This is a genomic window from Methylobacterium ajmalii (assembly GCF_016613415.1).
GTDB lineage: Bacteria > Pseudomonadota > Alphaproteobacteria > Rhizobiales > Beijerinckiaceae > Methylobacterium > Methylobacterium ajmalii.
On the sequence record NZ_JACWCT010000012.1, the window covers coordinates 1 to 23,400 of the forward strand.

At 73.0% G+C, this 23,400-nt stretch carries 24 protein-coding genes, 3 tRNA genes and 1 pseudogene; 15 read left to right on the plus strand and 13 right to left on the minus strand.

The window, feature by feature from the left end; genetic code table 11:
- Window positions 1-1,198: secretin N-terminal domain-containing protein (locus HPY23_RS02330; RefSeq protein WP_276530178.1), on the minus strand; the 1,198-nt coding region annotated here is incomplete at its 3' end.
- A 306-nt stretch (window positions 1,199-1,504) separates the two neighbouring features.
- Window positions 1,505-1,960 carry a type II secretion system major pseudopilin GspG gene (gene gspG, locus HPY23_RS02335; RefSeq protein WP_060847990.1) on the minus strand — a complete coding sequence of 152 codons (456 nt, stop codon included), beginning with the start codon at window positions 1,958-1,960 and terminating at the stop codon, window positions 1,505-1,507.
- 195 nt (window positions 1,961-2,155) lie between these two features.
- Here gspG and HPY23_RS32775 point away from each other — a divergent pair, with 195 nt between their 5' ends.
- The 7 genes from HPY23_RS32775 (at window position 2,156) to HPY23_RS02370 (ending at window position 6,666) form a co-directional block, all read left to right on the plus strand.
- Window positions 2,156-3,178, plus strand: coding sequence for a hypothetical protein (locus HPY23_RS32775; protein WP_236012635.1), 1,023 nt, complete (start codon window positions 2,156-2,158; stop codon window positions 3,176-3,178).
- Window positions 3,178-3,672 carry a prepilin peptidase gene (locus HPY23_RS02345; RefSeq protein ID WP_091883917.1) on the plus strand — a complete coding sequence of 165 codons (495 nt, stop codon included), beginning with the start codon at window positions 3,178-3,180 and terminating at the stop codon, window positions 3,670-3,672. Before HPY23_RS32775 ends, HPY23_RS02345 begins: the two co-directional genes overlap by 1 nt.
- Window positions 3,669-4,124 (plus strand): prepilin-type N-terminal cleavage/methylation domain-containing protein, encoded by a 456-nt coding sequence (locus HPY23_RS02350; RefSeq protein WP_091883914.1) that lies wholly within the window; start codon window positions 3,669-3,671, stop codon window positions 4,122-4,124. Before HPY23_RS02345 ends, HPY23_RS02350 begins: the two co-directional genes overlap by 4 nt.
- Window positions 4,121-4,519: a hypothetical protein gene (locus tag HPY23_RS02355; RefSeq protein ID WP_091883912.1), complete on the plus strand. Its 399-nt coding sequence runs from the start codon at window positions 4,121-4,123 to the stop codon at window positions 4,517-4,519. Before HPY23_RS02350 ends, HPY23_RS02355 begins: the two co-directional genes overlap by 4 nt.
- Window positions 4,516-5,145: a prepilin-type N-terminal cleavage/methylation domain-containing protein gene (locus HPY23_RS02360; RefSeq protein ID WP_091883909.1), complete on the plus strand. Its 630-nt coding sequence runs from the start codon at window positions 4,516-4,518 to the stop codon at window positions 5,143-5,145. The genes HPY23_RS02355 and HPY23_RS02360 overlap by 4 nt, the downstream gene beginning before the upstream one ends.
- Window positions 5,142-6,050: a type II secretion system minor pseudopilin gene (locus tag HPY23_RS02365; protein WP_091883906.1), complete on the plus strand. Its 909-nt coding sequence runs from the start codon at window positions 5,142-5,144 to the stop codon at window positions 6,048-6,050. The genes HPY23_RS02360 and HPY23_RS02365 overlap by 4 nt, the downstream gene beginning before the upstream one ends.
- A gap of 127 nt (window positions 6,051-6,177) precedes the next feature.
- Window positions 6,178-6,666 (plus strand): hypothetical protein, encoded by a 489-nt coding sequence (locus HPY23_RS02370; protein WP_060847986.1) that lies wholly within the window; start codon window positions 6,178-6,180, stop codon window positions 6,664-6,666.
- Window positions 6,667-6,682: 16 nt separating this feature from the next.
- Here HPY23_RS02370 and HPY23_RS02375 read toward each other — a convergent pair whose 3' ends face one another.
- From HPY23_RS02375 to HPY23_RS02405, 7 genes and pseudogenes are all read right to left on the minus strand, one after another.
- Window positions 6,683-7,633: a class I SAM-dependent methyltransferase gene (locus HPY23_RS02375; protein WP_139234905.1), complete on the minus strand. Its 951-nt coding sequence runs from the start codon at window positions 7,631-7,633 to the stop codon at window positions 6,683-6,685.
- A 9-nt stretch (window positions 7,634-7,642) separates the two neighbouring features.
- A complete protein-coding gene (locus tag HPY23_RS02380; RefSeq protein WP_091883901.1) occupies window positions 7,643-8,191 on the minus strand; it encodes an RBBP9/YdeN family alpha/beta hydrolase in 549 nt (182 codons plus the stop codon).
- 43 nt (window positions 8,192-8,234) lie between these two features.
- Window positions 8,235-9,344: an apurinic/apyrimidinic endonuclease family protein gene (locus HPY23_RS02385; protein WP_091883899.1), complete on the minus strand. Its 1,110-nt coding sequence runs from the start codon at window positions 9,342-9,344 to the stop codon at window positions 8,235-8,237.
- A gap of 194 nt (window positions 9,345-9,538) precedes the next feature.
- Window positions 9,539-10,354 (minus strand): hypothetical protein, encoded by an 816-nt coding sequence (locus HPY23_RS02390; protein ID WP_236012636.1) that lies wholly within the window; start codon window positions 10,352-10,354, stop codon window positions 9,539-9,541.
- Between the two features lie 112 nt (window positions 10,355-10,466).
- Entirely contained in the window at window positions 10,467-10,865 is a 399-nt protein-coding gene (locus tag HPY23_RS02395; protein ID WP_060847982.1) for a DUF3618 domain-containing protein, read from the minus strand.
- Window positions 10,862-11,290, minus strand: coding sequence for a phage holin family protein (locus tag HPY23_RS02400; protein ID WP_236012637.1), 429 nt, complete (start codon window positions 11,288-11,290; stop codon window positions 10,862-10,864). The genes HPY23_RS02395 and HPY23_RS02400 overlap by 4 nt, the downstream gene beginning before the upstream one ends.
- A gap of 190 nt (window positions 11,291-11,480) precedes the next feature.
- Window positions 11,481-11,963 (minus strand): annotated as a pseudogene (locus HPY23_RS02405) (hypothetical protein); the annotation flags it as partial.
- 337 nt (window positions 11,964-12,300) lie between these two features.
- On the opposite strand from HPY23_RS02405, the gene HPY23_RS02410 reads away from it, so the two are divergent.
- On the plus strand, window positions 12,301-13,719 hold the full coding sequence (locus tag HPY23_RS02410; protein WP_060847981.1) for an alpha,alpha-trehalose-phosphate synthase (UDP-forming): 1,419 nt from the start codon (window positions 12,301-12,303) through the stop codon (window positions 13,717-13,719).
- Window positions 13,720-13,854: 135 nt separating this feature from the next.
- On the opposite strand, the gene HPY23_RS02415 is transcribed toward HPY23_RS02410, so the two are convergent.
- On the minus strand, window positions 13,855-14,937 hold the full coding sequence (locus HPY23_RS02415) for a hypothetical protein (RefSeq protein WP_091883895.1): 1,083 nt from the start codon (window positions 14,935-14,937) through the stop codon (window positions 13,855-13,857).
- Window positions 14,934-16,397: an FAD-binding oxidoreductase gene (locus tag HPY23_RS02420; protein ID WP_091883892.1), complete on the minus strand. Its 1,464-nt coding sequence runs from the start codon at window positions 16,395-16,397 to the stop codon at window positions 14,934-14,936. The genes HPY23_RS02415 and HPY23_RS02420 overlap by 4 nt, the downstream gene beginning before the upstream one ends.
- Window positions 16,398-16,534: 137 nt before the next feature.
- Between HPY23_RS02420 and HPY23_RS02425 the strand changes: the two genes are divergently transcribed.
- The 5 genes from HPY23_RS02425 (at window position 16,535) to HPY23_RS02445 (ending at window position 18,118) form a co-directional block, all read left to right on the plus strand.
- Complete coding sequence (locus HPY23_RS02425; RefSeq protein ID WP_091883890.1) at window positions 16,535-17,233, plus strand: fumarylacetoacetate hydrolase family protein; 699 nt, start codon at window positions 16,535-16,537, stop codon at window positions 17,231-17,233.
- A gap of 17 nt (window positions 17,234-17,250) precedes the next feature.
- Window positions 17,251-17,721, plus strand: a complete 471-nt coding sequence (locus HPY23_RS02430) for an NUDIX domain-containing protein (protein ID WP_091883888.1) — start codon at window positions 17,251-17,253, stop codon at window positions 17,719-17,721.
- A 119-nt stretch (window positions 17,722-17,840) separates the two neighbouring features.
- Window positions 17,841-17,915, plus strand: a tRNA-Gly gene (locus HPY23_RS02435).
- Between the two features lie 28 nt (window positions 17,916-17,943).
- Window positions 17,944-18,018, plus strand: a tRNA-Gly gene (locus HPY23_RS02440).
- 25 nt (window positions 18,019-18,043) lie between these two features.
- Window positions 18,044-18,118 (plus strand) — tRNA-Gly (locus HPY23_RS02445).
- 477 nt (window positions 18,119-18,595) lie between these two features.
- Here HPY23_RS02445 and HPY23_RS02450 read toward each other — a convergent pair.
- Complete coding sequence (locus HPY23_RS02450) at window positions 18,596-19,078, minus strand: peroxiredoxin (RefSeq protein WP_060847976.1); 483 nt, start codon at window positions 19,076-19,078, stop codon at window positions 18,596-18,598.
- A 189-nt stretch (window positions 19,079-19,267) separates the two neighbouring features.
- Here HPY23_RS02450 and HPY23_RS02455 point away from each other — a divergent pair, with 189 nt between their 5' ends.
- Window positions 19,268-19,969 (plus strand): YqgE/AlgH family protein, encoded by a 702-nt coding sequence (locus HPY23_RS02455; RefSeq protein ID WP_091884231.1) that lies wholly within the window; start codon window positions 19,268-19,270, stop codon window positions 19,967-19,969.
- A gap of 33 nt (window positions 19,970-20,002) precedes the next feature.
- Here the strand turns inward: HPY23_RS02455 and HPY23_RS02460 are convergent, their stop codons facing one another.
- On the minus strand, window positions 20,003-21,004 hold the full coding sequence (locus HPY23_RS02460; RefSeq protein ID WP_091883886.1) for a hypothetical protein: 1,002 nt from the start codon (window positions 21,002-21,004) through the stop codon (window positions 20,003-20,005).
- A 427-nt stretch (window positions 21,005-21,431) separates the two neighbouring features.
- On the opposite strand from HPY23_RS02460, the gene dnaK reads away from it, so the two are divergent.
- Complete coding sequence (gene dnaK, locus HPY23_RS02465; protein ID WP_060847974.1) at window positions 21,432-23,351, plus strand: molecular chaperone DnaK; 1,920 nt, start codon at window positions 21,432-21,434, stop codon at window positions 23,349-23,351.
- Window positions 23,352-23,400: the final 49 nt, after the last annotated feature.

A 23,400-nucleotide genomic window follows, 5' to 3' on the forward strand; every position in this document is an offset into this window, starting at 1 on the left:
CGCCAGCACCGCCCGTGTCCCAGCCGGAGCCCGCCGCGGCACCGGGCCCGCCGCCTGCGCCCGGCCCGCCGGCCGCCGGGTTCGCACCGCCCAACCCCCCGCTACCCAGTCCCCCACTGCCGAGGCCGCTGCCGGCGAGCCCACCGCCACCCAGCCCGCCCGCGCCGGCATAGCCGCCGTAACCCCCGCCGCCGTAACCGCCCCCCATGGCACCGCCGATGCCCGACTGGCCGTAGCCGCCGCCCATCTCGGCCATCACCACGCCCTGCAGCACGGCGGCGAGTTCCTTGGCCGAGCGGTTCTGGATCCGGTAGACGAAGAGCTGGCGCTCGCGGTCGGCGGCCAGCGTCTCGAGCTGGTCGAGCAGCCCCCGGGCCCGGTCGAGATAGGCGGCGCGCGAGGAGACGATCAGGATCGCGTTCAGCGCCTCGTTGGGGATGAAGCGGATCACGTCGCCGGTACCGGCGGTCTCGCCGCCGAAGATCTGGGTCAGGTCGCGGGCGAGCACCACCGGGTTGGTGCTGCGCACCGGCACCATCGCGGTCGACATGCCGCGCATCCAGTCGACGTCGAACATCGCGATGGTCTGGCGCAGCACCCGGATCTGGGCCGCGTCGCCGGACAGGATCAGGAGGTTGCGCGCCCGGTCGGCCCGCAGCACCACCTCGCGCGGGGCGACCGACGAGAGGATCGCCTGCATCTCGGCGGCCGAGATCCAGCGCAGCGGAACCGCGACCGCGCCCGCCTCGGCCCCCGCCCCCTGGACCGGCCGGATCTCCGGGCCGGCGCCCGAGGGCACGATCTGGACGCTGCGGCCGTGGCGGCGCAACGACAGGCCGCGGCTCGACAGCGCGGCCTCGAACATCCGCAGCAGGGCCTCGCGGCTCACCGGCCCGCCGGTCTGCAAAGTGATGGTGCCGGAGGCGCGCTCGTCGAGGCTGTAACCCCATCCGAGGGTGTCGGCGAACACCGCCTTGGCGGCGACCGGCAGCGGCACCTCGACGAGGTTCAGGCTCACCGGCCCGCCCGCGACCGGGGCCTCGGCCGGCACCTCGCCGCCGATCAGCCGGTCGTTGCCGCGCAGCACCAGGGCACCGGGCTCGCGCGATCCGGCATACCCGATCGGTTCCGCGGCGCCGGCGGCGAGCGGCCAGAGGCAGGCGAGCGCCAGGGCGAGGACAGGCGCACCTCTCGTCATTCCCCCGCAATCCCCGTGCCCGCCCGTCGCTGGACCGAACGTTAGGGGAGTTATGGTTAACGAGGCGTTGAGAGACGCCGAATCACCGGTGTCCCATAGTCGCCGCGCGCAGGAAATACAGCCTGAGCGTGCGATCGGCCCGAATGCTCGCCGGAGCGAAATCTGCCGATCGGGGGAGGGACGGCAATGGAGCCGGGACGGATCGGCGGTGCCGGTCCGCCCTAACGACCGGAATACGCGGGGGCCGGCCGAGACTTTACTGTAAGGCCCGGCGGATCGACCGCCGGACCGGAGCGCTCGCGCGCCTCAGTTGCTCGCGACGTCGGACTGGTCGCCGCTGCCGCCGGCCTTGCCGTCGGCGCCGAGGCTGTAGACCTCGAACGGCGTGCCGCCGCTGCCGGGCGCGCGGTACAGGTAGGCGTGGCCCCACGGATCGACGAGGCCGCGGGCGTCGCGCACGTAGGGCCCGCGCCAGGCCGGCCCGCTCGCCTGCACCAGCGCCTGGAGGCCCTGCTGGGTCGTCGGGTAGGCGCCGAGATCGAGATAGTAGAGCTCGACCGCCTGGGCGATGTTCTTGACCTGGATGCGTGCCGTCTCACCCTTCGCTCGGCCGAGATAGCCCAGCACCTGCGGCGTCACCATGGTGGCGATCATGCCGATGATCGCCAGGACGACCAGCAGCTCGACGAGCGAGAATCCGGCCTGGTTCGCGGATGGGTTCCGTTGCGGCGCCCGGGGGTCCTGCATGGTCGTGGTGAGCATCCGGCGGCCTCGGCGCGGGGAACAATACGGCCGGGAGCGTGCCGTCTCTTCGTAAAGAAGCCCTCACTGCCATCGCGGACCCGCGGGCCGGTCCCCAGGCGAGTCGGGATTTATTATCGACTCTGCGGACAGGATCGGACCGCGAGGCGGCGTGGGCCAGGGACGACCGTGGACGGAATGCACGCGATGAGACCGATGGACCGCGCCGCCGGACGCCCGCACCGGACCGGGCGGCGCGGCCGGGCCCTGGGGGTAGTCTCCCTGGCGGCGCTCTCCCTGGCGGGCTGCGTCCTCCTCGGCGGGGCCGCGCTCGCCGGGCCGCTCGCGGTGCCGCTGCCGGCGCCGTTCCCGCCGGTGCGGGTGCTGACGCTCCTCGTCGGCGTCCACCTGATCGGCCTCAGCTTCGGGCTCGGCGGCGCCACGATGCTCGACTTCTGGATCCTGCGCTGGATGCGCTGGGGCAGCCTGCCGCCCGAGATCGCCCGGATCTTCCTGTTCGTCAGCAAGGTGGTGACGGTCGGGCTCGGCCTGCTCTGGCTCTCGGGGCTCGGCTTCCTCGCGGTCTACGCGGTCGAATCGCCGGAGAAGCTCGCCAACCCGAAGCTCTGGGCCAAGCTCGTCGTGGTGCTGGCGCTCACCGTCAACGGGCTCCTGATTCACGCGGTCGTGCTGCCGGGCGTCCTGCGCGACATCGGCCGGCCGATGCTCGACGGGGTGTCGGGCGTGCGCACCGGGATCTTCCTGGTCTCGGGCGCGGTCTCCGGCGTGTCCTGGTACGCGGCCTTCGCGCTGGGGCTGATGCGCGAGCTCAACGGCGTCGTCCCGACCGGGCTGCTGCTCTCGCTCTGGCTCGCCGGGGTGCTGGCGGCCTCGCTCGCGGCCTATTTCTACTGGCTGCACCTGCGCGAATGGACCCTGCGCCACGGCGCCCGCCCGGCCCGGGCCGGGGCGCCGGCCGGACAGGCGGCCGAGCCGCCCGCCGGCGCCGTGCCGATGCAAGACCTCTCCCTGCAAGACCTCTCCCTGCAAGACCTCCCGCCGCCCGCACCGGAGCCAGCGGTGCCGGACGCGCCTCCCGCCGCCCCGCCCGCCGATGTCCCAGCGGCGCTCCCGCCCGTCGTGGCCCCGCCGGCCGGCCCGGCCCGAATCCCGCAGGACCGCATCCTCGCCCTGAACCCGTCGGCGCCCGCCCGCGCCCGGCCGTCGCGGCGGGCGTGATGTCGGGCCTCCTCCTCGTCCTGCTGCCGCTGCCGCTGACGCTGCCGGCGAGCCTGATCGACCTGCGCCGCCGCATCATCCCGGACGCGCTCACGCTGGCGCTCCTCGGCCTCGGCCTCGGCCTCGCGACGTGGCGGGAGGGGGCGGAGGCGGCGCTCCTCGCCCTCGCGCAAGCGGTCGTCGCGTACGGGTTGTTCTACGGCCTGCGCGCGCTCCACGCACGAGCGACCGGGCGGATCGGGCTAGGGCTCGGCGACGTCAAGTTCATCGCCGCCGCCACCGCCTGGACGGGGCTCGCCGGCCTGCCGGTGCTCGTCCTGGCGGCGAGCCTGTCGGCGCTCGCGGCCGTCGCCGCGATGGCGCTCGCCGGCCGGCAGGTCGGGCGCGACACCGCCCTGCCGTTCGGCCCGTTCCTGGCGCTCGGCCTGCATGCCGGCCTCGCGGTCGCGGCCTTGGGCCTCGATGCGGATCTCTTCGCCGGGGCCGCCGGGTGAGGGCGGGCGCGAAGGGGCGGGAGGACGGCTTCACCCTCGTCGAGATTCTGGTGACGATGGCGATCCTGGCCCTGGCCGCGGGCGTCGCGTTCCGGTCCATCGGCCCCGGCGCCCTCGACCGGCGCATCGTGCTGGTCGCCGAGACGATCGCGGCCGAGATCGGCCGGCTGCGGGCCGAGGCGATCCGCTCGGGCCGGGCCGGGCGCCTCGCCTACGAGCCGCAGGCCGCCCGCTTCGTCAGCTCCCGTCCGGGGGCCCTGCCGATCCCGGTCGGAGCGCTGGCGGTCGCGGTCGAGCCCGGCCCGGTCGGCCGGCCGGTGCCGGGGGAGCTGCGCCTCCTGCCCGACGGCAGCGCGACCGGCGGGCGGATCCTGCTCGCGGCCGGCGCCTCGCGCCGGGTCCTGTCGGTGAGCGCCCTGACCGGACGGGTGCGGCGGGAGGACGGGCCGTGAGGCCGCGGCGCGCCCGCCGGGACGAGGACGGCTTCACCACCGTCGAGGTGCTGGTGGCCTTCGCGATCGCCGCTGCCGCCACCATCATGGCGTTCGAGATCGCCGGCACGGCGGCCGGCGCGGTGCGGCGCCTCGAGACCCGGCGGATCGCCGCCGACGAGGCGGAGGGCGTCGTCCTGCGCCGCCTCGCCGAGGGTCCGCTGCGGCCGGGCCTCGTGCAGGGGCGGTTCTCGGACGGCACGCCCTGGACGCTGGCGGTCCTCGACCTGCGCCCGGTCCTCGGGCTCGGCCGCGCGCCGCCGCTCTGGCAGGTCAGGGTCGCGGCCGGCGGGTCCGAGGCGAGGCCCCTCTACGCCACCCTCGTCCCGGGCAAGCCCGGGGAGACGCCCGAATGAGCCGGCGCGGCGGGGACGAGACGCGAGCCGAGGCGCGGCAGGCCGGCTTCACCCTGGTCGAGACCCTGGTCTGCCTCGCGCTCGCCGGGCTGATCGGCGTGCTGCTGCTCAACGCCGTGCGGATCGCCGGCGGCGCCTCGGCGGCGGCCTCGCGGGCGGCCGGGGCCGAGGAGGTGCAGTCGGTGCGCGACCACCTGCGGCGCACCCTCGGCAGCCTGGCGCAACGCCGCCCCGACGGGAGCCGGCCGACCCTCGGCGGCGGCCCGGACCGGCTCGTCGCGGTGCTGGCCCCCGACCGCACCCTGGAGCGCCCGACCGAGGTCGCCGCGACCCTCGCGCTGGTGCCGGGCCTCGCCGGCGGCCTCGACCTGCGGGAGGACCGGAGCGAGCGCGAGGGGACCGGCGGGGCGATCGGAGACGCGATCGGAGAAGTGATCCTCGGGCGAATCGCCGGGCTCGCGATCCGCTACTACGGCGCGCCCTCCGACGGCGCCCGGCCGCTCTGGCAGCAGAGCTGGTCGCGGACCGACCGGGCGCCGCTCCTCGTCGAGATCCAGGTCGCCTTCCTTCCCCAGGACCGCCGCCGCTGGCCGCCGCTGCTGATCGCCCTCGAGGCCGGCCCGTGAGCGCGCCCGCGCGTGCGCCCGGGACCGGTCCCGCGGACGCGGGCGAGGGCGGCTTCGTCCTGCTCTCGGTGCTGGCGATCTTCATCGTCGTCGGCGCGGTGCTGGCCGGGGCGCTGCTCCAGGTCCGCTCCGCCACCGGCCTCGCCCAGGCCCGGGCCGACGCGGTGCGGCTCCAGGGAGCGGCGGACGGGATCGCCCGCCTGATCGCCTACGAGCTCCAGCTCGGGCGGGTCTACCGCCGGACCGAGGCCGGCCTGCCGGAGGACGGCACCGTCGCCGCCTGCCCGCTGGCCCCGGGGCGGGTCGCCCTGGTGTCGCTCCAGGACCAGGGCGGCCTGATCGACCTCAACGCCACGCCGCGCCCGGCGATGGAGGAGGCGTTCCGGCTCCTCGGCGTGCCGGACCGGGATGCGATGGCGCTGGGCGCCGAGATCGTTGACTACCGCGACGCCGACGACGCGCCCGAGCCGAACGGCGGGGCGGAGCTGGCGCAATACCGCGCCCGCGGCCTCGCCTGGGGACCCCGCAACGGCCCCTTCGCCAGCGCCGACGAGATCGGCCGCCTGCCCTCGATGACTCCGGCGCTCGCGGCGCGGCTCGCGCCGGTGCTGACGGTCTACAATGCAGGGGGCCGCTTCGACCTCGCGGCGCTGGTGCGGCGGGTGAACCCAGCGGCGAGCCGGTCGCTGCCGGGCTCCGCCGGCCCGGTCCCGTCGCCCCGGCAGGCCTTCCGCCTCTCCGTCGTCGTCGCGGAGGGCCGCGCCCGGGCCGGGCGGTCGGCGATCCTCGACCTCGGCGGCGGCGGTTTCCTGGTCTGGCAGCAGACGGTCGCGCCCGACCTCGTGGACGGCGTGGGGCACCCGGCCTGCGCGATGCTGGCGGCCGCCCTTTCGGCGGGACGGTGAGCCCCGCGCATGTCGGAAAGGAAGCCGCGAGCACGCCGAGCGTCATGCCGGATCTCCCGGCCGCACGCCCGAGTTGATTCGAACTGAACAACGGGACAGTCTCGCGGAGGAGAAGGAGCGCGGCGCGATGATGGAAGCCCTGACGGTTCCCCGGTGCCCCGACGTGGTGCTGTCGGATTTCGGCGCCTTCTTCGAGGAGCAGCGCCGGCGCCGCGAGGCGAGCCCGGTTTCGGAGGCGCAGCCCGATGCCGCGCTCTCGGACGAGGATGCGCGGCGCGTGGCGCTCCTGCGCGGCATCGCCGCCGAGGTGCTGGAGGCGGCCTCGGCGCAGCTGGCACCCCACGGCGTGCTGGTGGAGCGCGGGCCGTCCCTGCGCGGACGGCCCGATTTCGAGCAGGCCTACACCCAGTTCATGCTGATCAACCGGCAGACCGGCCGGGCCTCGGACGTCTACGTGATGAGCATCACGGATGCGGGCTACTTCCTGGCGAGCGCCTGCGACCCGCGCCTCGACCACGACCACAACGACCGGCAGGTCACCCACTGCGCCGCGAGCGCGCTCACCTGCGACGTCGTCGCCCGGGTGATGAAGGACGCGATCCTGCACGTCGCCTGAGCGCGGAAGCCGCCCGCTACTCCTTGTGGGCGAACAGGTAGGTGCCGCTTGCCAGCTCCATGTTCTTGTCGTCGCCGAGCTGCGTCACGTAGGGCTCGTTCAGGAGCGACAGCGGGTCGGCGGTGAAGTCGGAGAGGCGGCGCGACAGGAAGCGCTTGCGCACGTCCGGCGGCAGGCCGGCGGACCAGGACTGGACCATCCAGGTCAGGGTCCAGATCGGCAGGAGCGAGGTCGGGACGTACTGGTGGTCGACGGCGAGCCGGTCGGCGAACAAGTTGCGCAGGCCCTCGCCGGTCATGTTGTAGTAGTGGTGCGGGTAGCCGTGCAGCGGCTGCAGGAACGGCACCGCGCAGACCAGCTTGCCGCCGGGCTTGAGCACCCGGGCGATCTCGCGGGCGCAGGCGAAGGGATCGCGGACATGCTCCAGCACCGCGATCGAGATCACCCCGTCGAAGCTCGCGTCGCGGAACGGCAGCACCTCGCCGATGCCGAGCACGTCGGTGGTGTCGTAATCGGCGATCTCGAGGTTGACGACGTTGGCGTAGTAGCGGTCGCGCCGGCCGGCGCCGCAATCGAGGACCAGCCCGTCGGGATTCGCGTCGATCAGTTCCAGGACGTGGGCGTCGTAGGCGTTCTGCGAGACGTTGGGGCTGTCCTCGGCGCCCGAGAGCGCCCGCAGCTCGTCGCTGAGGTAGTCGTACTTACCCCCGGGGCGGCGGTGGGGCAGGTCGTCCCGCATCAGGGGAGCGAGGCGCGCCAGCTTGTCGGCCCGCATGACCTCCAGCCCCTCGGGCAGGCGGCTCTGGCGCCGGCCCTGGCGCAGGCCGTGGCGATCGAAGTGTGCCCGGCCGCTGGCGAGCCGCCCCTCGCGCACCGCGAGGTGGATGTCGGGGTTGGCCGCCAGGTAGTCGGCCTCGCGGAAGGTCGCCGCCGTCGCCGGCTCGACCATGTCGAGATGGGGGATCACGGGCGCGGCCTAGAGGGTGCGCAGGAAGCCGGCGAAGCGCATCAGCCCCTCCGGCCAGGGCCCGTGCCCGCTCTCGCCGTTGAGGTGGCCGGATTCGCCGGCATCGACCAGCTCCGCTCCCCAATCCGCCGCGAACGCGCCCGCGCGGTCGTAGGCGGTGTAGGGGTCGGTCCGGCTCGCCACCAGCACCGACGTGAAGGGCAGGGGCTCGCGCGGGATCGGCGCGAAGCGGCGCAGGACCGCCGGCGTGTCCGGCCGCTCGATGTCGGGCAGCGCCACCAGGAAGGCGCCGGCGACCGCGCCCTGGGGAAGGTATGGTGCCGCCTGAACGCAGGCGATCACCCCGAGGCTGTGGGCGACCAGCACCACGGGCCGGCTCGCCGCCTGCACCGCGGCGATCACGGCGTCGCGCCAGGCGTCCGGCTCGGGATGGTCCCAGCTCGCCTGGTCCACCCGGCGGGCGGTCGAGAGCCGCTCCTGCCAGCGGCTCTGCCAGTGGTCGGGCCCGGAATTGGTGTAGCCCGGGACGACGAGGATGTCGCAATCGGCCGATTTCATGCCGCACCGTTACAGGCACGGCGCCCCAGCGTCGAGACCATCCCTACTCGGCCGCCAGGGCCGGCACGGCCGGCGCGGTGCCGAGGAGGATCGGGCCGACCTGCAGCGCCAGCCCGGTCGAGGCGAGGTTCTTGTGCTTGGCCTCGACCTCGATGTCGCACCAGGCGAGGTGGCGGGCGATGTGGTCGTTGAGCGCCCGGTTCCACATCAGGTCGGAATGGGCCGCGAGGTCCCGGCCCTTGAGGCCGGCCTCGGTCAGGGCCACGAAGTCGGGCAGCGCGTCGGGGTCGTGGCCCGGCAGCACGTCCTCGCGCGAGACGCTGACATGGCCGACCGGGCGCACCCCGCGCCAGGATTCGATCACCCGGGCGATGCGGGGATCTTCCGGCTCGAGGTAGCCGCCGCGGCTGTGGATCCAGTGGTGGTGCAGGTCGAGCACCACCGGCACCCGGTCGGCGAGGCGCAGCACCTCGTCGAGGCCGAAGGCGGATTCGTCGTTCTCGACCGTGACGAGGTCGCGGGCGACCTGCGAGACCCTGTCGAGGTTCTCCCGGTACGCCTCGACGCCGGGATCGCGGGCGCCGACATGGATGTTGATGTGGGCGCCGTGCGGGTGCCACCCACCGCCATAGCCCATCATCGCCATCACCTCGGCGTGGTAGTCGAGCTCGGCGATGCCGTTCGCGAGCGCCGCCGGGTTGCGGCTGGCCAGGATGCAGAACGGGCCCGGATGCATGCTGAGCCGCACCCCGCCCGCCCGCGCCGCCTCGCCCACCGCCGCGAGGCCGTCCTCGATCGTGCGGCGAAACTCCGGATCGGCGTAGAGGTCGCGCACCTCCGGATGGGTGTAGCCCGGCAGGATCGAGCTCGCGAGCCTCAGCAACCGCTCGAGCGGCGGTCTGTCCGCCACCCAGGCGACCTGGCGTCCCATCGCCGCGAGGTTGTGGGTCACCACCGCGACGAGCTTCTCGCGGGCGGCTGTCGGGGCGAGGCGGCGCAGATGCGCGATCGTCACGGTGGTGACGTTCATCACCAGCGCGGCGTCCTTGGCGGCCTTCAGCGTCTTGTGCCGACCGGGCTCCTCGTCCGGGATGAACTTGCAGCAGAAGCCGAGGCGAGCCCCGGAATCGGGGGAGGGAGCGGCGGAGGTCATGGCCGACAACGCGGTGCCTGCCGCCGCGGGTCCCGGAATACCGTCGGGAAGTAAGGAAGGCGGACATGAAAAAGCCGGCCCCGAAGGACCGGCCGTTTCTCGTGCAGAACCTCGCCCGGGTCGCGCTCCCGGTCGAACACAGCCCATCGTCCCGGACCGCGCAGGGCCCGGGACGATGCGGCGGAGTTGGACGGTCAGTGCGTCTGCCGGCCCGGCTCGGAGGTGCCCGCAGGGCCCTCTCCAGGCTGGTTCTGGCCGGGCTGGTTCTTGCGCAGCTCGTCCGAGGCGGCGTGGGCGGCCGCGACGGCGGCGTCCTGCGCCTGGTCGAGGGCGGTCTCGACGAATTGCCGCCCGCGCTCGGTCGCCTCGTGGGCGTAGCGCAGGCCCTGGTCGCGGACCTCGTCGGCCCAGGGACCGACCACCTTGTCCTCCTGGCGGGTGCGCGGCAGCAGCGCGCCGAGCAGCATGCCGGCGGCGAGGCCGACGACGCCGACGAGAACCGGGTTCTCGGTCACGAAGCGCTCGACGGTGTTCTGGCCCTGCGCCAACCGGTCGCTGCCGCGGTCGCGCAGGTCGGCGTAGCGGCGCGAGCCGGTCTCGATCCGGTCGTTGGCCCAGTCGCGGGCGCGGTCGATCGTGTCGGAGCTGCGGCCGCCGACGGCGCCGTAGGTTCGGCTCGCCTCGGCATGCGCGCGGTCGACCGCGTCGCTGGCGCCGCGCTTCAGCCGGTCGGCCGCCGCGTCGGCCTTGGCGCGCAGCTGGTCTGCGGTCTCGCCGATGCGCTCGCCGATCGCCGAGACGGTCTCGCTCACGCGCTCGGACATGCCGGCGGCGGCCTCCTTGGCGGCCTCGCCGGCGTGGCGGGCCGCGTCGCCGGCCGAATCCTGCGCGGCGTCGAGGTTGCGGCGCACGGTGTCGTGGTCCTGGTGCAGGTTGCGCTCGGGCCCGGTCGCGGGGGTGTGGGCCGACGGGGCGCCCGGATTGGCCGGGTTGATGGTGTGCTCTGCCATGACTCGGGTACTCCCTGGCAGGCGGGGGACGGGGAAGCCCGCGCCCGCTCCGGCCTGCAACGAAACGAGAATTCTCTGAAACGGGCGCCGGCCCTCGGGGCCGGCGCCGGCATCACATCCGCAGGCTCTCGGCGACGCGGTCGGCGGCCGGGTGGGCGGTGGGGCGGTCGGGGTCGTAGACCCGGGCCGTTCCGGTATTCAGGACCGGCACCGATTCGGCCCCGGCCATCGTGGCATCGAGCTCGCGGCGCCGCTCGGATTCCCGAGCGACGCGGTGGACGAGCCAGCCCACTCCGGCGACGATCAGCATGACCGGGACGGGGTTGCGCCGCACCGCGGCCAGCGCCCCGTCGTAGAGGCCGGCCATCGCCGGCGTCTGCCGCGCGGTGCCGAGCATCTCGTCGACGATGCTGGCCGGAGAGAGCCGGCCCTGGATCTGGTCGATCGTCCGGTCGAGGCGGGCGCGGGTCTGCTCGATGTCGTGCTCGAGGTCGTTGATCGACTGGCTCATCCCGACACCCTCTCGGACAGGACCCGGGCGTCCTGGCGCACCTGCCGCGTCGTGCGGGTCGGCGTCAGGGTCGACAGGGACATGGCGCTGCGGCCCCACAGGGCGAGACCGATGGCGACGGCGAGGAACACCGCCCCGACGATCAGCGCGGCGAGCGCCTCGGAATGCACCACCGTGGCGAGCCACTTCACCAGGGCGTCGGTGAGCACCAGGAGGGCGACGACGGCGAAGACCGCCGCCCCCACCATCATGCCGAGCCCGAGGAACAGCGACCTCAGGTTGTTCGACATCTCGGTGCGGAAGAGGGCGATCTCCTTGCGGGCGAGATCGGTCGTCTCCCGCAGGGCGTCGCCGAGCAGCCCCTGGATGCTGCCGGGGGCGCCGGTGCCCCCGAGGGGGCGGTTGTCTGTCATGGGATCGGCCATGGCGGCGCCTCCGTCAGGCCGAGTAGCGCGGGCCGGACGCGCCGGTGCGGTAGGGATCGGGCCGGGCGGTCTCCGGCTCGCTGTGGGCGCCCGGCACCTCGCGGGCGCCGTGGGACGGCGCGCGGTAGGACGACGACCCGGCGCCGTAGCCCTCGCGGGAGGAATCGCGACGGGTCTCGGGCCCGCGCCCGAAGGCCTCGCGGCCGTCGAGGACGTGGGCGGGATGGGCCGAGGAGCGGATGAAGCGGGCGGCCAGGAACCCGGTCAGGAAGGTCGCTACCGCGACGGCGGCCGGCCGGCGGCGGGCCACAGACTCGATCTCGCTGTAGAAATCCTCGAAGCTGCGCTCGCGGATCGAGCCCGAGAGCTGCTCGAGGCCTTCTGCGGCGCTGTCGAAGAACGCCTTCACGTTGGGCTGCTGGTCGAGCTTGCCGCCCGAGTCGCGAAGGGCCTGGGCGAGGTCGGAGACCGACTGGGCGGCGTCGCCTTTGCGGCGGTCGACGTAGCCGTGGACCTGCTCGCGGGCCGAGTCGACCAGGCTGAAGCCGCGCTCCATCGCGACGTCGCCGAGCTGGCGCACGTCCTGGCGCAGGTCGTTCCAATCCGCCGGCCGCTCGCCGACGGCACCCCGGTCCTCGGCCCGGTGCTGTCCGTTATCGTAACCCGCGCTCATTGGGGGGAACTCCGTTCTCCGCGGCACGGCATCCGGCCGCGCCGGCCGCCGCGCCGCACACATGCGACGTTATTGCGAGTAACAGCAGCCAAGGCGCCCGGTTCCGGTCACGCCGCGAGCGGTCTTGCCTAAGCCTTGCCCCATGTGAATCGCGGCGGAATTCCTGTGGAGCGCCGGGCACAGCCGGTCCGGGTGTCGCACGGTCAGGATTCGCCTCGAGGGTTGACCAAACCCCGCGGATCGCGCTTGCTCACCGCGCGTTTTCCCCGTCAGGGGCGGATGGACGCGGCGACGTTCCCGCCCCACAAGGTCCGTGCAGCCGGAGTCCATACCCGCCGTGTCACGCCTCATCATCGTGTCGAATCGCGTCGCCGTCCCGGACGCGGGATCCAAGGCGGTCGCGGCCGGCGGGCTCGCCGTCGCCCTCAAGGAGGCCTTCACGGCCTACAAGGGGCTGTGGTTCGGCTGGAGCGGCAAGATCACCGACAACCCGTCCTCCGAGCCGGTGATCGCCGACCGGGGCCGTGTGCAGTACGCGGTGATGGACCTCTCGCCCCAGGACCACCGCGAGTATTACAGCGGCTTCGCCAACCGGGCGCTCTGGCCGATCATGCATTACCGCCTCGGCCTGGCGGCGTTCTCCCGGGCCGACTACGCCGGCTACCAGCGCGTCAACCGGATCTTCGCCCAGGCGCTCGCCGGCCTGATCGAGCCGGGCGACCTGATCTGGGTGCACGACTATCACCTGATCCCGCTCGCCTCGGAGCTGCGGGGTCTGGGCGTCTCGAACCCGATCGGCTACTTCCACCACATCCCGTGGCCGTCGGGCGAGGTGTTCAACACCCTGCCGGCCTCGACCGAGCTCCTGCGCGCCGTCTCCGACTACGACCTGATCGGCCTCCAGACCGACAGCGACGTGCACAACCTCTCGCGCAACCTCGTCGACGAATTGCGTGCGATCCCGCTCGGCGGCGGCTCGCTGATGGTCGACGGGCGCCGCACCCGCATCCGCAGCTTCCCGATCGGCATCGACGTCGACGGCTTCCGCCAGGCCGCCGAGCGCGCCGGCATGAACCGCACCGTGCGCGACACGGTGGCGGGCCTGCGCACCCGCAAGCTCCTCATCGGCGTCGACCGGCTCGACTACTCGAAGGGCGTGCCCGAGCGGATGGAGGCGGTGGAGCGCTTCTTCGCCTCCAACCCCGACCAGCGCGGCAACGTCGTCTTCCTGCAGATCGCCCCGAAGTCGCGCACCGAGGTCCCGGAATACGAGCAGCTCAGCCGCGACGTGAACGAGGTGCTCGGCAACATCAACGGGTCGCTGGGCGAGCCGTCCTGGACCCCGATCCAGTACGTCACCAAGGCCTATCCCCGCGCGGTGCTGGCCGGGCTCTACCGCGCGGCGCGTGTCGGCGTGGTGACGCCGATGCGCGACGGGATGAACCTCGTCGCCAAGGAATACGTCGCCGCCCAGAGCGAGGACGATCCGGGCGTGCTGGTGCTGTCGAAATTCGCCGGCGCCGCCCGCCAGATGCCCGAGGCGCTGCTGGTCAACCCCTACGACCGGTTCGAGGTGGCGGAGGCGATCCGCGCCGCCCTCTACATGCCCAAGGCCGAGCGGGTCGAGCGCTGGAAGCCGATGTTCGAGCGCATGGCGCGCGAGGACGTGGATTGGTGGGCCCGCAGCTACCTCGGCGAGCTCGAAGGCTTCCGCACGGTCGAGCGCGAGCCGCCGGCGGAGGCGGAGGCGCGGTAGGAGCGTCCCCGAAAAAAGGGACGGGACCTTTCGTCTCCCGACGGGCCGGGAGAAGGGAGCCCGCTCCCTTCCTTTCACTCGGGGCCGTCGCTTCGGCGAAGACCGGCCGCCCGGCTCCGCCCGGATCCTGCAGCCTCACGCCACCCCCGGCAGGCACCCCTCCGCCACCCGCCAGCCCCGCGTCTCGACCGTCGTCCCGGCCGGGCCTGCCAGCATCAGGCCGATCGTGGCCTCGCTCTGGCGCTTGCGGGTGCGGGTGGCGGCGTAGACCGTCTGCCAGGTGCCGCGGCGGGCGGGATCGGCGTCGCGGCGGGCGTGAAGCGCCGCGTCTGCGATCGTGACGGCGGCGCGGGTACCCGAAAAGTCCTCGGGCAGCCGGATCTCCGCCGAGACGACGTGGAGACGGTTCGGCCGCAGGCCGGCGATCGGGTGCGCACCGAGAAGCGTGCCGGGCGCGGGCGCGGCGGCGGGCAGGACGTGGCGGGCCTCCTCGGGCGCCGAGAAGACCGGCGGGCCGGACGGCGCGAGCGGCGGGGCCTCGACGAGGCTGTGGCGCAGCGCGTAGGCCCGGCCGCAGACCGCCAGCCAGCCGGCGAGGTCGGCATCGGTCGCCGCCGCGTAGGGGGCGAATTGCGGCAGCGTGCCCTGCATCAGCCCCTCGCCGCGCCAGACGACGCGGCCGGACCCGATCCCGCCATCCTCCGGACCGGCCGCGCAGACCCGCAGCAGCGTCGCCGGGCCGATCGCCCGCAGGGCGGCGAGCAGGCGCCGCACCGCGGCCTCGCTCTCCCCCGGCGGGCCCTTGCGCACCAGGATCTTGTCGCCTGCCGCGAGGTCGGCGAGCAGGCGCTCCTTCAGGTAGGCGACCCGGCGGATCTCGCGGTCGAGGATGGCGGTCGGGGCCGTGCGGGGCGCCGTGTCGCCGGTATGGTAGGCGAAGCCGTAACGGCGGCTGTGGCAGAAGAGGTAGCCGCCGGCCCCGACCCGGACCTCGATGTCGTCGGGCCCGCCATAGTGCGAGAACCGCGTCTCGACCGCGTGGGTGAGGTCGGCGATCGGCGCCGAGGAGAGGCGGAAGAGCCCGAGCGGGTCGATCCCCGCGTAGCGCTGGGCGATGCCGAACTCGCAATTGTCGCCCAGGCTCTCGAAGGCGCCGAGGAGCGCCGCCGCGGTGAGGCCGGCCGGTGTCGGAGACGCCTGGCGAAACAGCGAGATCATGCGGCCGTGCCGGAGCGGGCCGCCGCGCCGCCCTTGGCCGGGAACGCTTCCGGCGCGCCCTCCGCCGCCAGCACCTTGCCGGGGTTGAGCAGGCCATGCGGGTCGAGGGCGCCCTTGAGGCGGCGCATCAGGTCGAGGGCGACCGGGTCCTTGTAGCGGGGCAGCTCGTCGCGCTTGATCAGGCCGACGCCGTGCTCGGCGGCGATCGAGCCGTCCATGGCGTGCACGATGTCGTGGACGATGCGGTTGAAGCGCGGCCACTCGGCGAGGAACGCAGCCTTCTCGGCCCCGACCGGCTGGGTCAGGTTGAAGTGGATGTTGCCGTCGCCGAAATGCCCGAAGGGACAGACCCGCACCCCCGGCATCGCCTCCTCGCAGGCCTCGGTCGCCCGCTCCAGAAATTCCGCCACCCGGGAGACCGGCACCGAGACGTCGTGCTTGATCGAGCCGCCCTCGTGGCCCTGCATCTCCGACAGGCTCTCGCGCAGGCGCCACAGGGCCGCCGCCTGCGCCTCGCTCCGGGCCAGGGTCGCGTCCGCGACGAGACCGGATTCGATCAGCTCGCCCAAGCGCGCCTCGAGTTCCTCGTCGGCGTCGGGGGCCGGCGAGGAGACCTCGACGAGGGCGTAGGACGGGTGGTCGCCCTCGAGCGGCCGCACGGCGCCGGGCAGGTGGCGCAGGACCACCTCGAGGGGGAAGCGCGGCACGTACTCGAAGGCGGTGAGGCGGGGCCCGAGGCGGGCGCGCAAGGCTCCGAAGGCGTCGAGCGCCGCGCGGGCCGAGGCGAGACCGAGGAAGGCGGTCGCCTTCGAGGCGGGCTTGGGGTGAAGCCGCAGCACGGCGGCGGTGATGATGCCGAGCGTCCCCTCCGAGCCGACGAAGAGGTTCTTGAGATCGTAGCCGGAATTGTCCTTCCGCAGCGCCCGCAGGCCGTTCCAGACCTGCCCGTCGGCCAGCACCACCTCGAGCCCGAGCGTCAGCTCGCGGGCGTTGCCGTAGGCGAGCACCGCGGTGCCGCCGGCATTGGTGGCGAGGTTGCCGCCGATGCGGCACGAACCCTCGGAGGCGAGCGAGAGCGGAAACAGCATGCCGGCGGCGTCGGCCGCCGCCTGGACGCTGGCAAGGACGCAGCCGGCCTCGACCGTGATGGTGGCGTCGAGGGGATCGACCGCCCGCACCCGGTCGAGCCGGGCGAGCGAGATCACCACGCCGCCGAACGGCACGCCGCCGCCGACGAGCCCGGTATTGCCGCCCTGGGCCACCACCGGCACCCGCGCCTCGGCGCAGGCCCGGACCGCGAAGGCGACCTCCGCGGTGTCGCGCGGGCGCAGGACCGCGAGCGCTTCGCCGCGATAGAGGCCGCGGGTCTCGGCGAGGTGAGGGGCGACGTCGGTCGCGTCGGTGAGGACGTGCGCGGGCCCGAGGCGGGCCGCCAGGGTGGCGATGAGGCTGTCGGTCACGGGGGGCGCATCACGAAGGAGGGGGTTGCGGCGGGGCGGGATGGCGCACCACGGAACCACCCTCTAGATAACGGTCGGCCGGCCCTTTTTCCAAGATGCGCGGCCCATCGCGAAACTTCGCCCGAGACAGCAGCCCCATGCTCTCCGTGATCCCGAACCCGGCGCGCACCGCGCTCCCGATCCAAGGCACCGACGACCTGTTTCCCGTGCGCCGGGTCTACTGCGTCGGGCGCAACTTCGCCGCCCATGCCCGGGAGATGGGCGCCGACCCGACCCGCGAGCCGCCGTTCTTCTTCATGAAACCCGCCGACGCGCTCCAGGTGGTGCCGGACGGCGAGACGGTCGAGCATCCCTATCCGCCCAAGACCGAGAACTACCACCACGAGGTCGAGCTGGTGGTGGCGATCGCCAAGGGCGGGCGCGACATCCCGGTGGAGGAGGCCCTCGACCACGTCTACGGCTACGGCGTCGGCCTCGACATGACCCGCCGCGACCTCCAGGACGACGCCAAGGCCCTGCGCCGCTCCTGGGAGCTCGGCAAGGCTTCGGACCTGTCGGGGCCCGTCGGCACCCTGAAGCCGGCCTCGGTCATCGGGCATCCGGCCAGGGGCGCGATCACCCTGGCGGTGGACGGCGCGGTGCGCCAGAAGGGCGACCTCTCCGACATGATCTGGTCGGTGGCCGAGCAGATCGCCTACCTGTCGACCTACTTCGCGCTCGAGCCCGGCGACGTGATCTTCGCCGGCACACCGGAGGGCGTCGGCGCGGTCACCCGCGGCCAGACCATGGTCGGGGCGATCGAGGGCGTCGGCGAGATCCGCCTGACCGTCGTCTAGGACAGGGACATTCCGGGATGACGCGCCGACAGGCCCTGATGATGCGGGCCGCCCACCTCGTCTGGCGCGTCACCCGGGGGATGACCCTCGGCGTGCGCGGGGCGGCGATCGACGCGCAGAACCGCGTCTGCCTCGTGCGCCACACCTACATGCCCGGCTGGCACCTGCCGGGCGGCGGCATCGAGCCCGGCGAGACGGCCCTCGACGCCGTGACCCGGGAGTTCCGCGAGGAGACCGGCATCGTGCTCGATCCGGGCGCGCCGCCGGCCCTGCACGGCTTCTACCTCAACCGGATCGGCGCGGGGCGCGACCACGTCGCGCTCTACGTCGCCCGCGCCTTCACGGTGCCGGAGCCCAAGCGCCCCGACCGCGAGATCGCCGAGACCGGCTTCTTCCCCCTCGACGCCCTGCCGCCGGAGACCACTCCGGCAACCCGGACGCGCCTCGCCGAGATCCGCGACGGCCTGCCGCCGGCCTCGACCTGGTAGGGAAGGGGCTGCCGGGAGGACACCGCGGAGCCGGCTCCGCAACCTCTTGCGCTCCCCGGCGGAATGGTGTTTATGCCGCTCATCGGCGCCGCCACGGTGACGCCGACGGAAAACAGCGAGCGGGTGTAGCTCAGGGGTAGAGCACAACCTTGCCAAGGTTGGGGTCGAGGGTTCGAATCCCTTCGCCCGCTCCAGTTTTTCCATGAGGCCGAACGAGTTTGGGCGGGTGTAGCTCAGGGGTAGAGCACAACCTTGCCAAGGTTGGGGTCGAGGGTTCGAATCCCTTCGCCCGCTCCAAGTTCGATCAGGCCCGGCACAGTGAGCGGGTGTAGCTCAGGGGTAGAGCACAACCTTGCCAAGGTTGGGGTCGAGGGTTCGAATCCCTTCGCCCGCTCCAATTGCCCATGGTTATCCAAGCCAGACATCACCTTGAATTCCAAAGAGCGGACCGGCACGTCCGAGCGCTGAGCCGGCTGCGGAAGGCTCGCCGATTCATCGTCGCGGAGAGGGCGGGCTCACGGCGGCCGTGCGCCGCTCGCCGCGGGTCGGGGCCGATCTCGACCTGGCTCGCCCGCACGACGAGGGGCGAGTCGCCGACCTGCGGTCTGCCCGGGATCGACCGGTGCGACGCGGCTCCCGAGATCGATGCGCCGGCCGTTCTCTCGCGACGAAAATGCCCCCTGCGCATCGATCCGGAACTCGCCGGAGGCGAGAGACCGGAATTCGTACCGCAGGGGCGCAGGAAGGCGGCGGAACGTCGGTCACGCGATCACCGCGGCTGCGCGTCCGGATCCCGGACGCCGCTTTCGCGGCACCGGAACCAACCGGCAGCCGTCGGTTCGTCAGCGCAACCGAAGCGACCCGGGAAGACCGCTCACAACGCCTTCAGCAGCGTCTCCGCCCCCGACAGGTCGGCCTTCGACGGCGCGTCCTCGACGTTGAGCACCCGCACCACGCCGTCCTCGACCAGCATGGCGTAGCGCTTCGAGCGGATGCCGAGGCCGAAGCCGGTGCCGTCCATGTCGAGGCCGATCGCCTTGGCGAAGTCGCCGTTGCCGTCGGCCAGGAACTCGATGCCCTCGGCGCCGGCCGCCTTCGACCAGGCCTCCAGGACGAACACGTCGTTGACGGAGGTCACCGCGATCGCGTCGATGCCGCGGGCCAGGATCTCGTCGCGCCGAGTGACGTAGCCGGGGAGGTGGTTGCGGTGACAGGTCGGCGTGAAGGCGCCCGGCACCGCGACCAGCACCACCCGGCGGCCCTTGAACACGTCGTCGGTGGTCTTCGGCGTCGGGCCCTCGGGGCCCATCACCCGGAAGGTCGCCTGCGGCAGGTGATCGCCGACCTGGATCGTCATCGTGGGTCTCCTGGAACCATTCCGGGCCGGCCCCGCCGGGGCCTCGAGCCCGGCCGGGGTCTAGCGCGGCCGTCCGGGGGAGTCGAGGCGGGCCGCGGCAAGCGGTACGGGAGCCGCCGGGCGCCGGTGCGCGTTCACCCCCGGCGGCGGGCTATGGACAACGCCGGAGCGGGGGGTAGCATGGACGCCATGCGCAGCAGATTTCCTCAGGACCTTCTCTCCCAAGATCCCTCGCGGGATCCCTCGCAGGATCACGCCGACGGGGTGGCCGGTCCGCACGTCGAGGGCGCGGACACCTCGCCCCGCGGAGCGCCGAGCTACCTCGACGGGCAGCTCCTCGTCGCGATGCCGGGCATGGCCGACGAGCGGTTCTCGCGCTCGGTCATCTATCTCTGCGCGCATTCCGCCGAAGGGGCGATGGGGATCATCGTCAACAAGCCGGCCTCCGACCTCAACATGCCGGACCTGCTGGTGCAGCTCGACATCATCGGGAAGGACGACGCCATCCGGCTGCCGCACCGCATCGGCCACATGCCGGTGCTGATGGGCGGTCCGGTCGAGGCGAGCCGGGGCTTCGTGCTGCACTCGCCCGACTTCCACATCGAGCAGTCGACCCTGCTGATCGACGACGGGATCTGCCTCACCGCGACGATCGAGATCCTGCGGGCGATCGCCGACGGCCGCGGCCCGGAGAGCGCCGTGCTGGCGCTGGGCTATGCCGGCTGGCAGGCCGGTCAGCTCGAGAGCGAGATCCAGGCCAATGGCTGGCTGCATTGCCCGGCCGATCCGGAGCTGATCTTCAACACCGCGCTGGAGACGAAGTACGACCGGGCGCTGCGCGGCATCGGCATCGAACCGGCCATGCTCTCGGCCACCGCCGGCCACGCCTGAGGCGGGGCCGGGCTGCGGGGAACGGCCTGCGGGCTACTGGTCCTGCGCCCCGGCCTCGAAGCCCGGGTTCATCCCCTCCACCGCCGGGGCGGGGCGCTTGCGGGCCGCCGGGCGCGGGGCAGCACTCGCGGTCGGCGCGGCGCCCGACAGGCCGAGGCGGGTGGCGAGCGACAGGGCCCGGGCCTCGGAGAAGCGCAGGTGGCAGAAGCCGTGCGCGCCCTCGCGAACGTAGGCGCGGCACATCTGCTCCCGGTCGGCCGAGAAGGCGGCCTGCTCGGTCACGATCGGCCGCACGTCCTCGCGCCGGGCGCGCTGGGTCATCACCTTGTAGTTCTCGCGCACCGCCTTGTCGGCGACACCGCGGGCCGAATCGAATTCCTGCGCCCGCGGCAGCAGGGCGGCGGCGCCCGGTCCCCACAGGCCCTTGGGGGTGGTCGCGCAGTCGGATGCCGTGAACACGCAGGATTCGGCCTCGGCGAGCGGCGTCACCATCACGCTGCCCTCGAGGATCTCGAACCGCAGCGGGCAGGCCGGGCCGGCGGAGGCGAGCTGCGTCACGCCGTTGGGCTTGCCCTGGTCGGCGAGTGTCAGCGGCTGGCCGTCGCCGAGCGCGACCTTGCAGGACTCGGTCGGCTGCGAGACCTTGGTGCCGGCGACCGTCACCCGGGCGGTGTAGCCGCCACCGGCGCGATCGAGGCGCAGGGAGCCGGCATTGCCGTTCTGCTGCAGGTCCTGGCCGAGCACCGCGTCGTCGTTGGGGGTCTTCAGCACCACGGGCTTCGGCGGCGCGGGCGGTGCGGGGGCCGGCCGGGGAGCAGCCTCGGGGGGCGCCTCGCCCGGCTCCAGGGGCCCGCGCCCGCCCGGCACCGCGGCCGGGGGCACCGGCGGGCGGGCGGCGCGGCCGATGCCGAACAGTTCCTCGAGGAACGACTGGGCCGAGGCCGGGGCAGGCGCCACCATCAGGACCGCCGCGAGGGGCAGGGCCGCCAGAGCGGGCAGGGCCACCGGGCGGAGGAAGGGGCGAACGGGCTGCATCAGGCTCCAGGCACAGGTACGCGGCACGGCGACGGACGTTCCGCAGGGTCCTAGCATGCGGTCCGTGGCACGGGCGTGGCAAGCCCGCAACATTGTCGTGGCGGCTTGACCGCAGGCCCTTGGGGATGCGGCGCCGCGAAACACGGGACCGGCCCGGTCCGGACGGCCGGATTCGCGCCGCCGCGGACGGCGTGCGCCGACCGGGTCTTTCGCCTCGCCGGCTCGCCTTGCGGGCCCGAAATCCCCTTCTTATATCGGGCTCGGCGCGGGAACGCCCCCGCTCGCCGGCCTCCGGCGAGGCGCGGTCCGGTCCGGCCCGCCCAGGCTCAACCCATTCGAGCTCAAACCATTCGACAAGTACCGCCATGGGCCGAGCTGCTTCGGGGCTCGGCGGTCTGCTTAAAAAACACCAACGAGGGATCCCACCATGGGTAAAGTGATCGGCATCGACCTTGGCACCACCAACAGCTGCGTGGCCGTGATGGAAGGCACGCAGCCCAAGGTCATCGAGAACGCGGAAGGCGCGCGCACCACCCCGTCGATCGTCGCCTTCACGGACGACGGCGAGCGGCTCGTCGGCCAGCCGGCCAAGCGCCAGGCGGTGACGAACCCCGAGCGCACCTTCTTCGCCATCAAGCGTCTGATCGGCCGTACCTACGACGACCCGATGACGCAGAAGGACAAGGGGCTCGTCCCCTACAAGATCGCCCGCTCGAACGGCGGCGACGCCTGGGTCGAGGCCGACGGCAAGCCCTACTCGCCGTCGCAGATCTCCGCCTTCACCCTGCAGAAGATGAAGGAGACCGCCGAGGCCCATCTCGGCCAGCCGGTCACCCAGGCGGTCATCACCGTCCCGGCCTACTTCAACGACGCCCAGCGCCAGGCCACCAAGGATGCCGGCAAGATCGCCGGCCTCGAGGTGCTGCGCATCATCAACGAGCCGACCGCGGCGGCGCTCGCCTACGGCCTCGACAAGAAGAAGACCGGCCTGATCGCGGTCTACGACCTCGGCGGCGGCACCTTCGACGTCTCGATCCTCGAGATCGGCGACGGCGTGTTCGAGGTGAAGTCGACCAACGGCGACACGTTCCTGGGCGGCGAGGACTTCGACAACCGCATCGTCGAGTACCTGGCGGCCGAGTTCAAGCGTGAGCAGGGCATCGACCTGACCAAGGACAAGCTCGCCCTCCAGCGCCTCAAGGAGGCCGCCGAGAAGGCGAAGATCGAGCTGTCCTCGGCGACCCAGACCGAGATCAACCTGCCCTACATCACCGCCGACGCGAGCGGCCCGAAGCACCTGGCGCTGAAGCTCAGCCGCGCCAAGTACGAGTCGCTGGTCGACGACCTGGTGCAGCGCACGATCGAGCCCTGCCGCAAGGCGCTCAAGGATGCCGGCGTCTCGGCGGCCGAGATCGACGAGGTGGTGCTGGTCGGCGGCATGACCCGCATGCCGAAGGTCCAGGAGCAGGTGAAGACCTTCTTCGGCAAGGAGCCCCACAAGGGCGTCAACCCGGACGAGGTCGTGGCGATCGGCGCCGCGGTGCAGGCCGGCGTGCTCCAGGGCGACGTCAAGGACGTGCTGCTCCTCGACGTGACCCCGCTGTCGCTCGGCATCGAGACGCTCGGCGGCGTGTTCACCCGGCTCATCGACCGCAACACCACCATCCCGACCAAGAAGTCGCAGGTGTTCTCGACGGCCGAGGACAACCAGAACGCGGTCACCATCCGGGTCTTCCAGGGTGAGCGCGAGATGGCGGCCGACAACAAGCTGCTCGGCCAGTTCGACCTCGTCGGCATCCCGCCGGCCCCGCGCGGCCTGCCGCAGATCGAGGTGACCTTCGACATCGACGCCAACGGCATCGTCAACGTGACGGCCAAGGACAAGGCGACGGGCAAGGAGCATCAGATCCGCATCCAGGCCTCGGGCGGCCTGTCCGACGCCGACATCCAGCGCATGGTGCAGGAGGCGGAGGCCAACGCGGCCGACGACAAGAAGCGCCGCGAGCTGGTCGAGGTGAAGAACCAGGGCGAGAGCCTGATCCACGCCACCGAGAAGTCGGTGACCGAGCACGGCGACAAGGTCCCGGCCTCCGACAAGGCCGCGATCACCACCGCCATCGACGCCCTGCGCCAGTCGCTGGCCGGCGAGGACGTCGAGCAGATCAAGGCCCGCACCACCGACCTGATGCAGGCCTCGATGAAGCTCGGCGAGGCGATGTACGCCGCGAGCCAGGCCGCTCCGGACGCCGCTGCCGGCGCAGCCCCGGGCGGAGAGGCCAAGAAGGACGACGTCATCGACGCCGACTTCCAGGAGGTCGACGACAAGGACCAGAAGAAGCGGGCGTAATACGCCTTGAGGTTGCCGCACGGATCTGAGATCCGTGCGGCGCGGAGCG

What these genes read in the sequence shown, in the direction of transcription:
- gspG (WP_060847990.1), bottom strand. Translation starts at nt 1,960, where the DNA reads ATGCTCACCACGACCATGCAGGACCCCCGGGCGCCGCAACGGAACCCA.
- HPY23_RS32775 (WP_236012635.1), top strand. Translation starts at nt 2,156, where the DNA reads ATGGACCGCGCCGCCGGACGCCCGCACCGGACCGGGCGGCGCGGCCGG.
- HPY23_RS02345 (WP_091883917.1), top strand. Translation starts at nt 3,178, where the DNA reads ATGTCGGGCCTCCTCCTCGTCCTGCTGCCGCTGCCGCTGACGCTGCCG.
- HPY23_RS02360 (WP_091883909.1), top strand. Translation starts at nt 4,516, where the DNA reads ATGAGCCGGCGCGGCGGGGACGAGACGCGAGCCGAGGCGCGGCAGGCC.
- HPY23_RS02370 (WP_060847986.1), top strand. Translation starts at nt 6,178, where the DNA reads ATGATGGAAGCCCTGACGGTTCCCCGGTGCCCCGACGTGGTGCTGTCG.
- HPY23_RS02380 (WP_091883901.1), bottom strand. Translation starts at nt 8,191, where the DNA reads ATGAAATCGGCCGATTGCGACATCCTCGTCGTCCCGGGCTACACCAAT.
- HPY23_RS02385 (WP_091883899.1), bottom strand. Translation starts at nt 9,344, where the DNA reads ATGACCTCCGCCGCTCCCTCCCCCGATTCCGGGGCTCGCCTCGGCTTC.
- HPY23_RS02390 (WP_236012636.1), bottom strand. Translation starts at nt 10,354, where the DNA reads ATGGCAGAGCACACCATCAACCCGGCCAATCCGGGCGCCCCGTCGGCC.
- HPY23_RS02395 (WP_060847982.1), bottom strand. Translation starts at nt 10,865, where the DNA reads ATGAGCCAGTCGATCAACGACCTCGAGCACGACATCGAGCAGACCCGC.
- HPY23_RS02400 (WP_236012637.1), bottom strand. Translation starts at nt 11,290, where the DNA reads ATGGCCGATCCCATGACAGACAACCGCCCCCTCGGGGGCACCGGCGCC.
- HPY23_RS02415 (WP_091883895.1), bottom strand. Translation starts at nt 14,937, where the DNA reads ATGATCTCGCTGTTTCGCCAGGCGTCTCCGACACCGGCCGGCCTCACC.
- HPY23_RS02425 (WP_091883890.1), top strand. Translation starts at nt 16,535, where the DNA reads ATGCTCTCCGTGATCCCGAACCCGGCGCGCACCGCGCTCCCGATCCAA.
- HPY23_RS02430 (WP_091883888.1), top strand. Translation starts at nt 17,251, where the DNA reads ATGACGCGCCGACAGGCCCTGATGATGCGGGCCGCCCACCTCGTCTGG.
- HPY23_RS02450 (WP_060847976.1), bottom strand. Translation starts at nt 19,078, where the DNA reads ATGACGATCCAGGTCGGCGATCACCTGCCGCAGGCGACCTTCCGGGTG.
- HPY23_RS02455 (WP_091884231.1), top strand. Translation starts at nt 19,268, where the DNA reads ATGCGCAGCAGATTTCCTCAGGACCTTCTCTCCCAAGATCCCTCGCGG.
- HPY23_RS02460 (WP_091883886.1), bottom strand. Translation starts at nt 21,004, where the DNA reads ATGCAGCCCGTTCGCCCCTTCCTCCGCCCGGTGGCCCTGCCCGCTCTG.
- dnaK (WP_060847974.1), top strand. Translation starts at nt 21,432, where the DNA reads ATGGGTAAAGTGATCGGCATCGACCTTGGCACCACCAACAGCTGCGTG.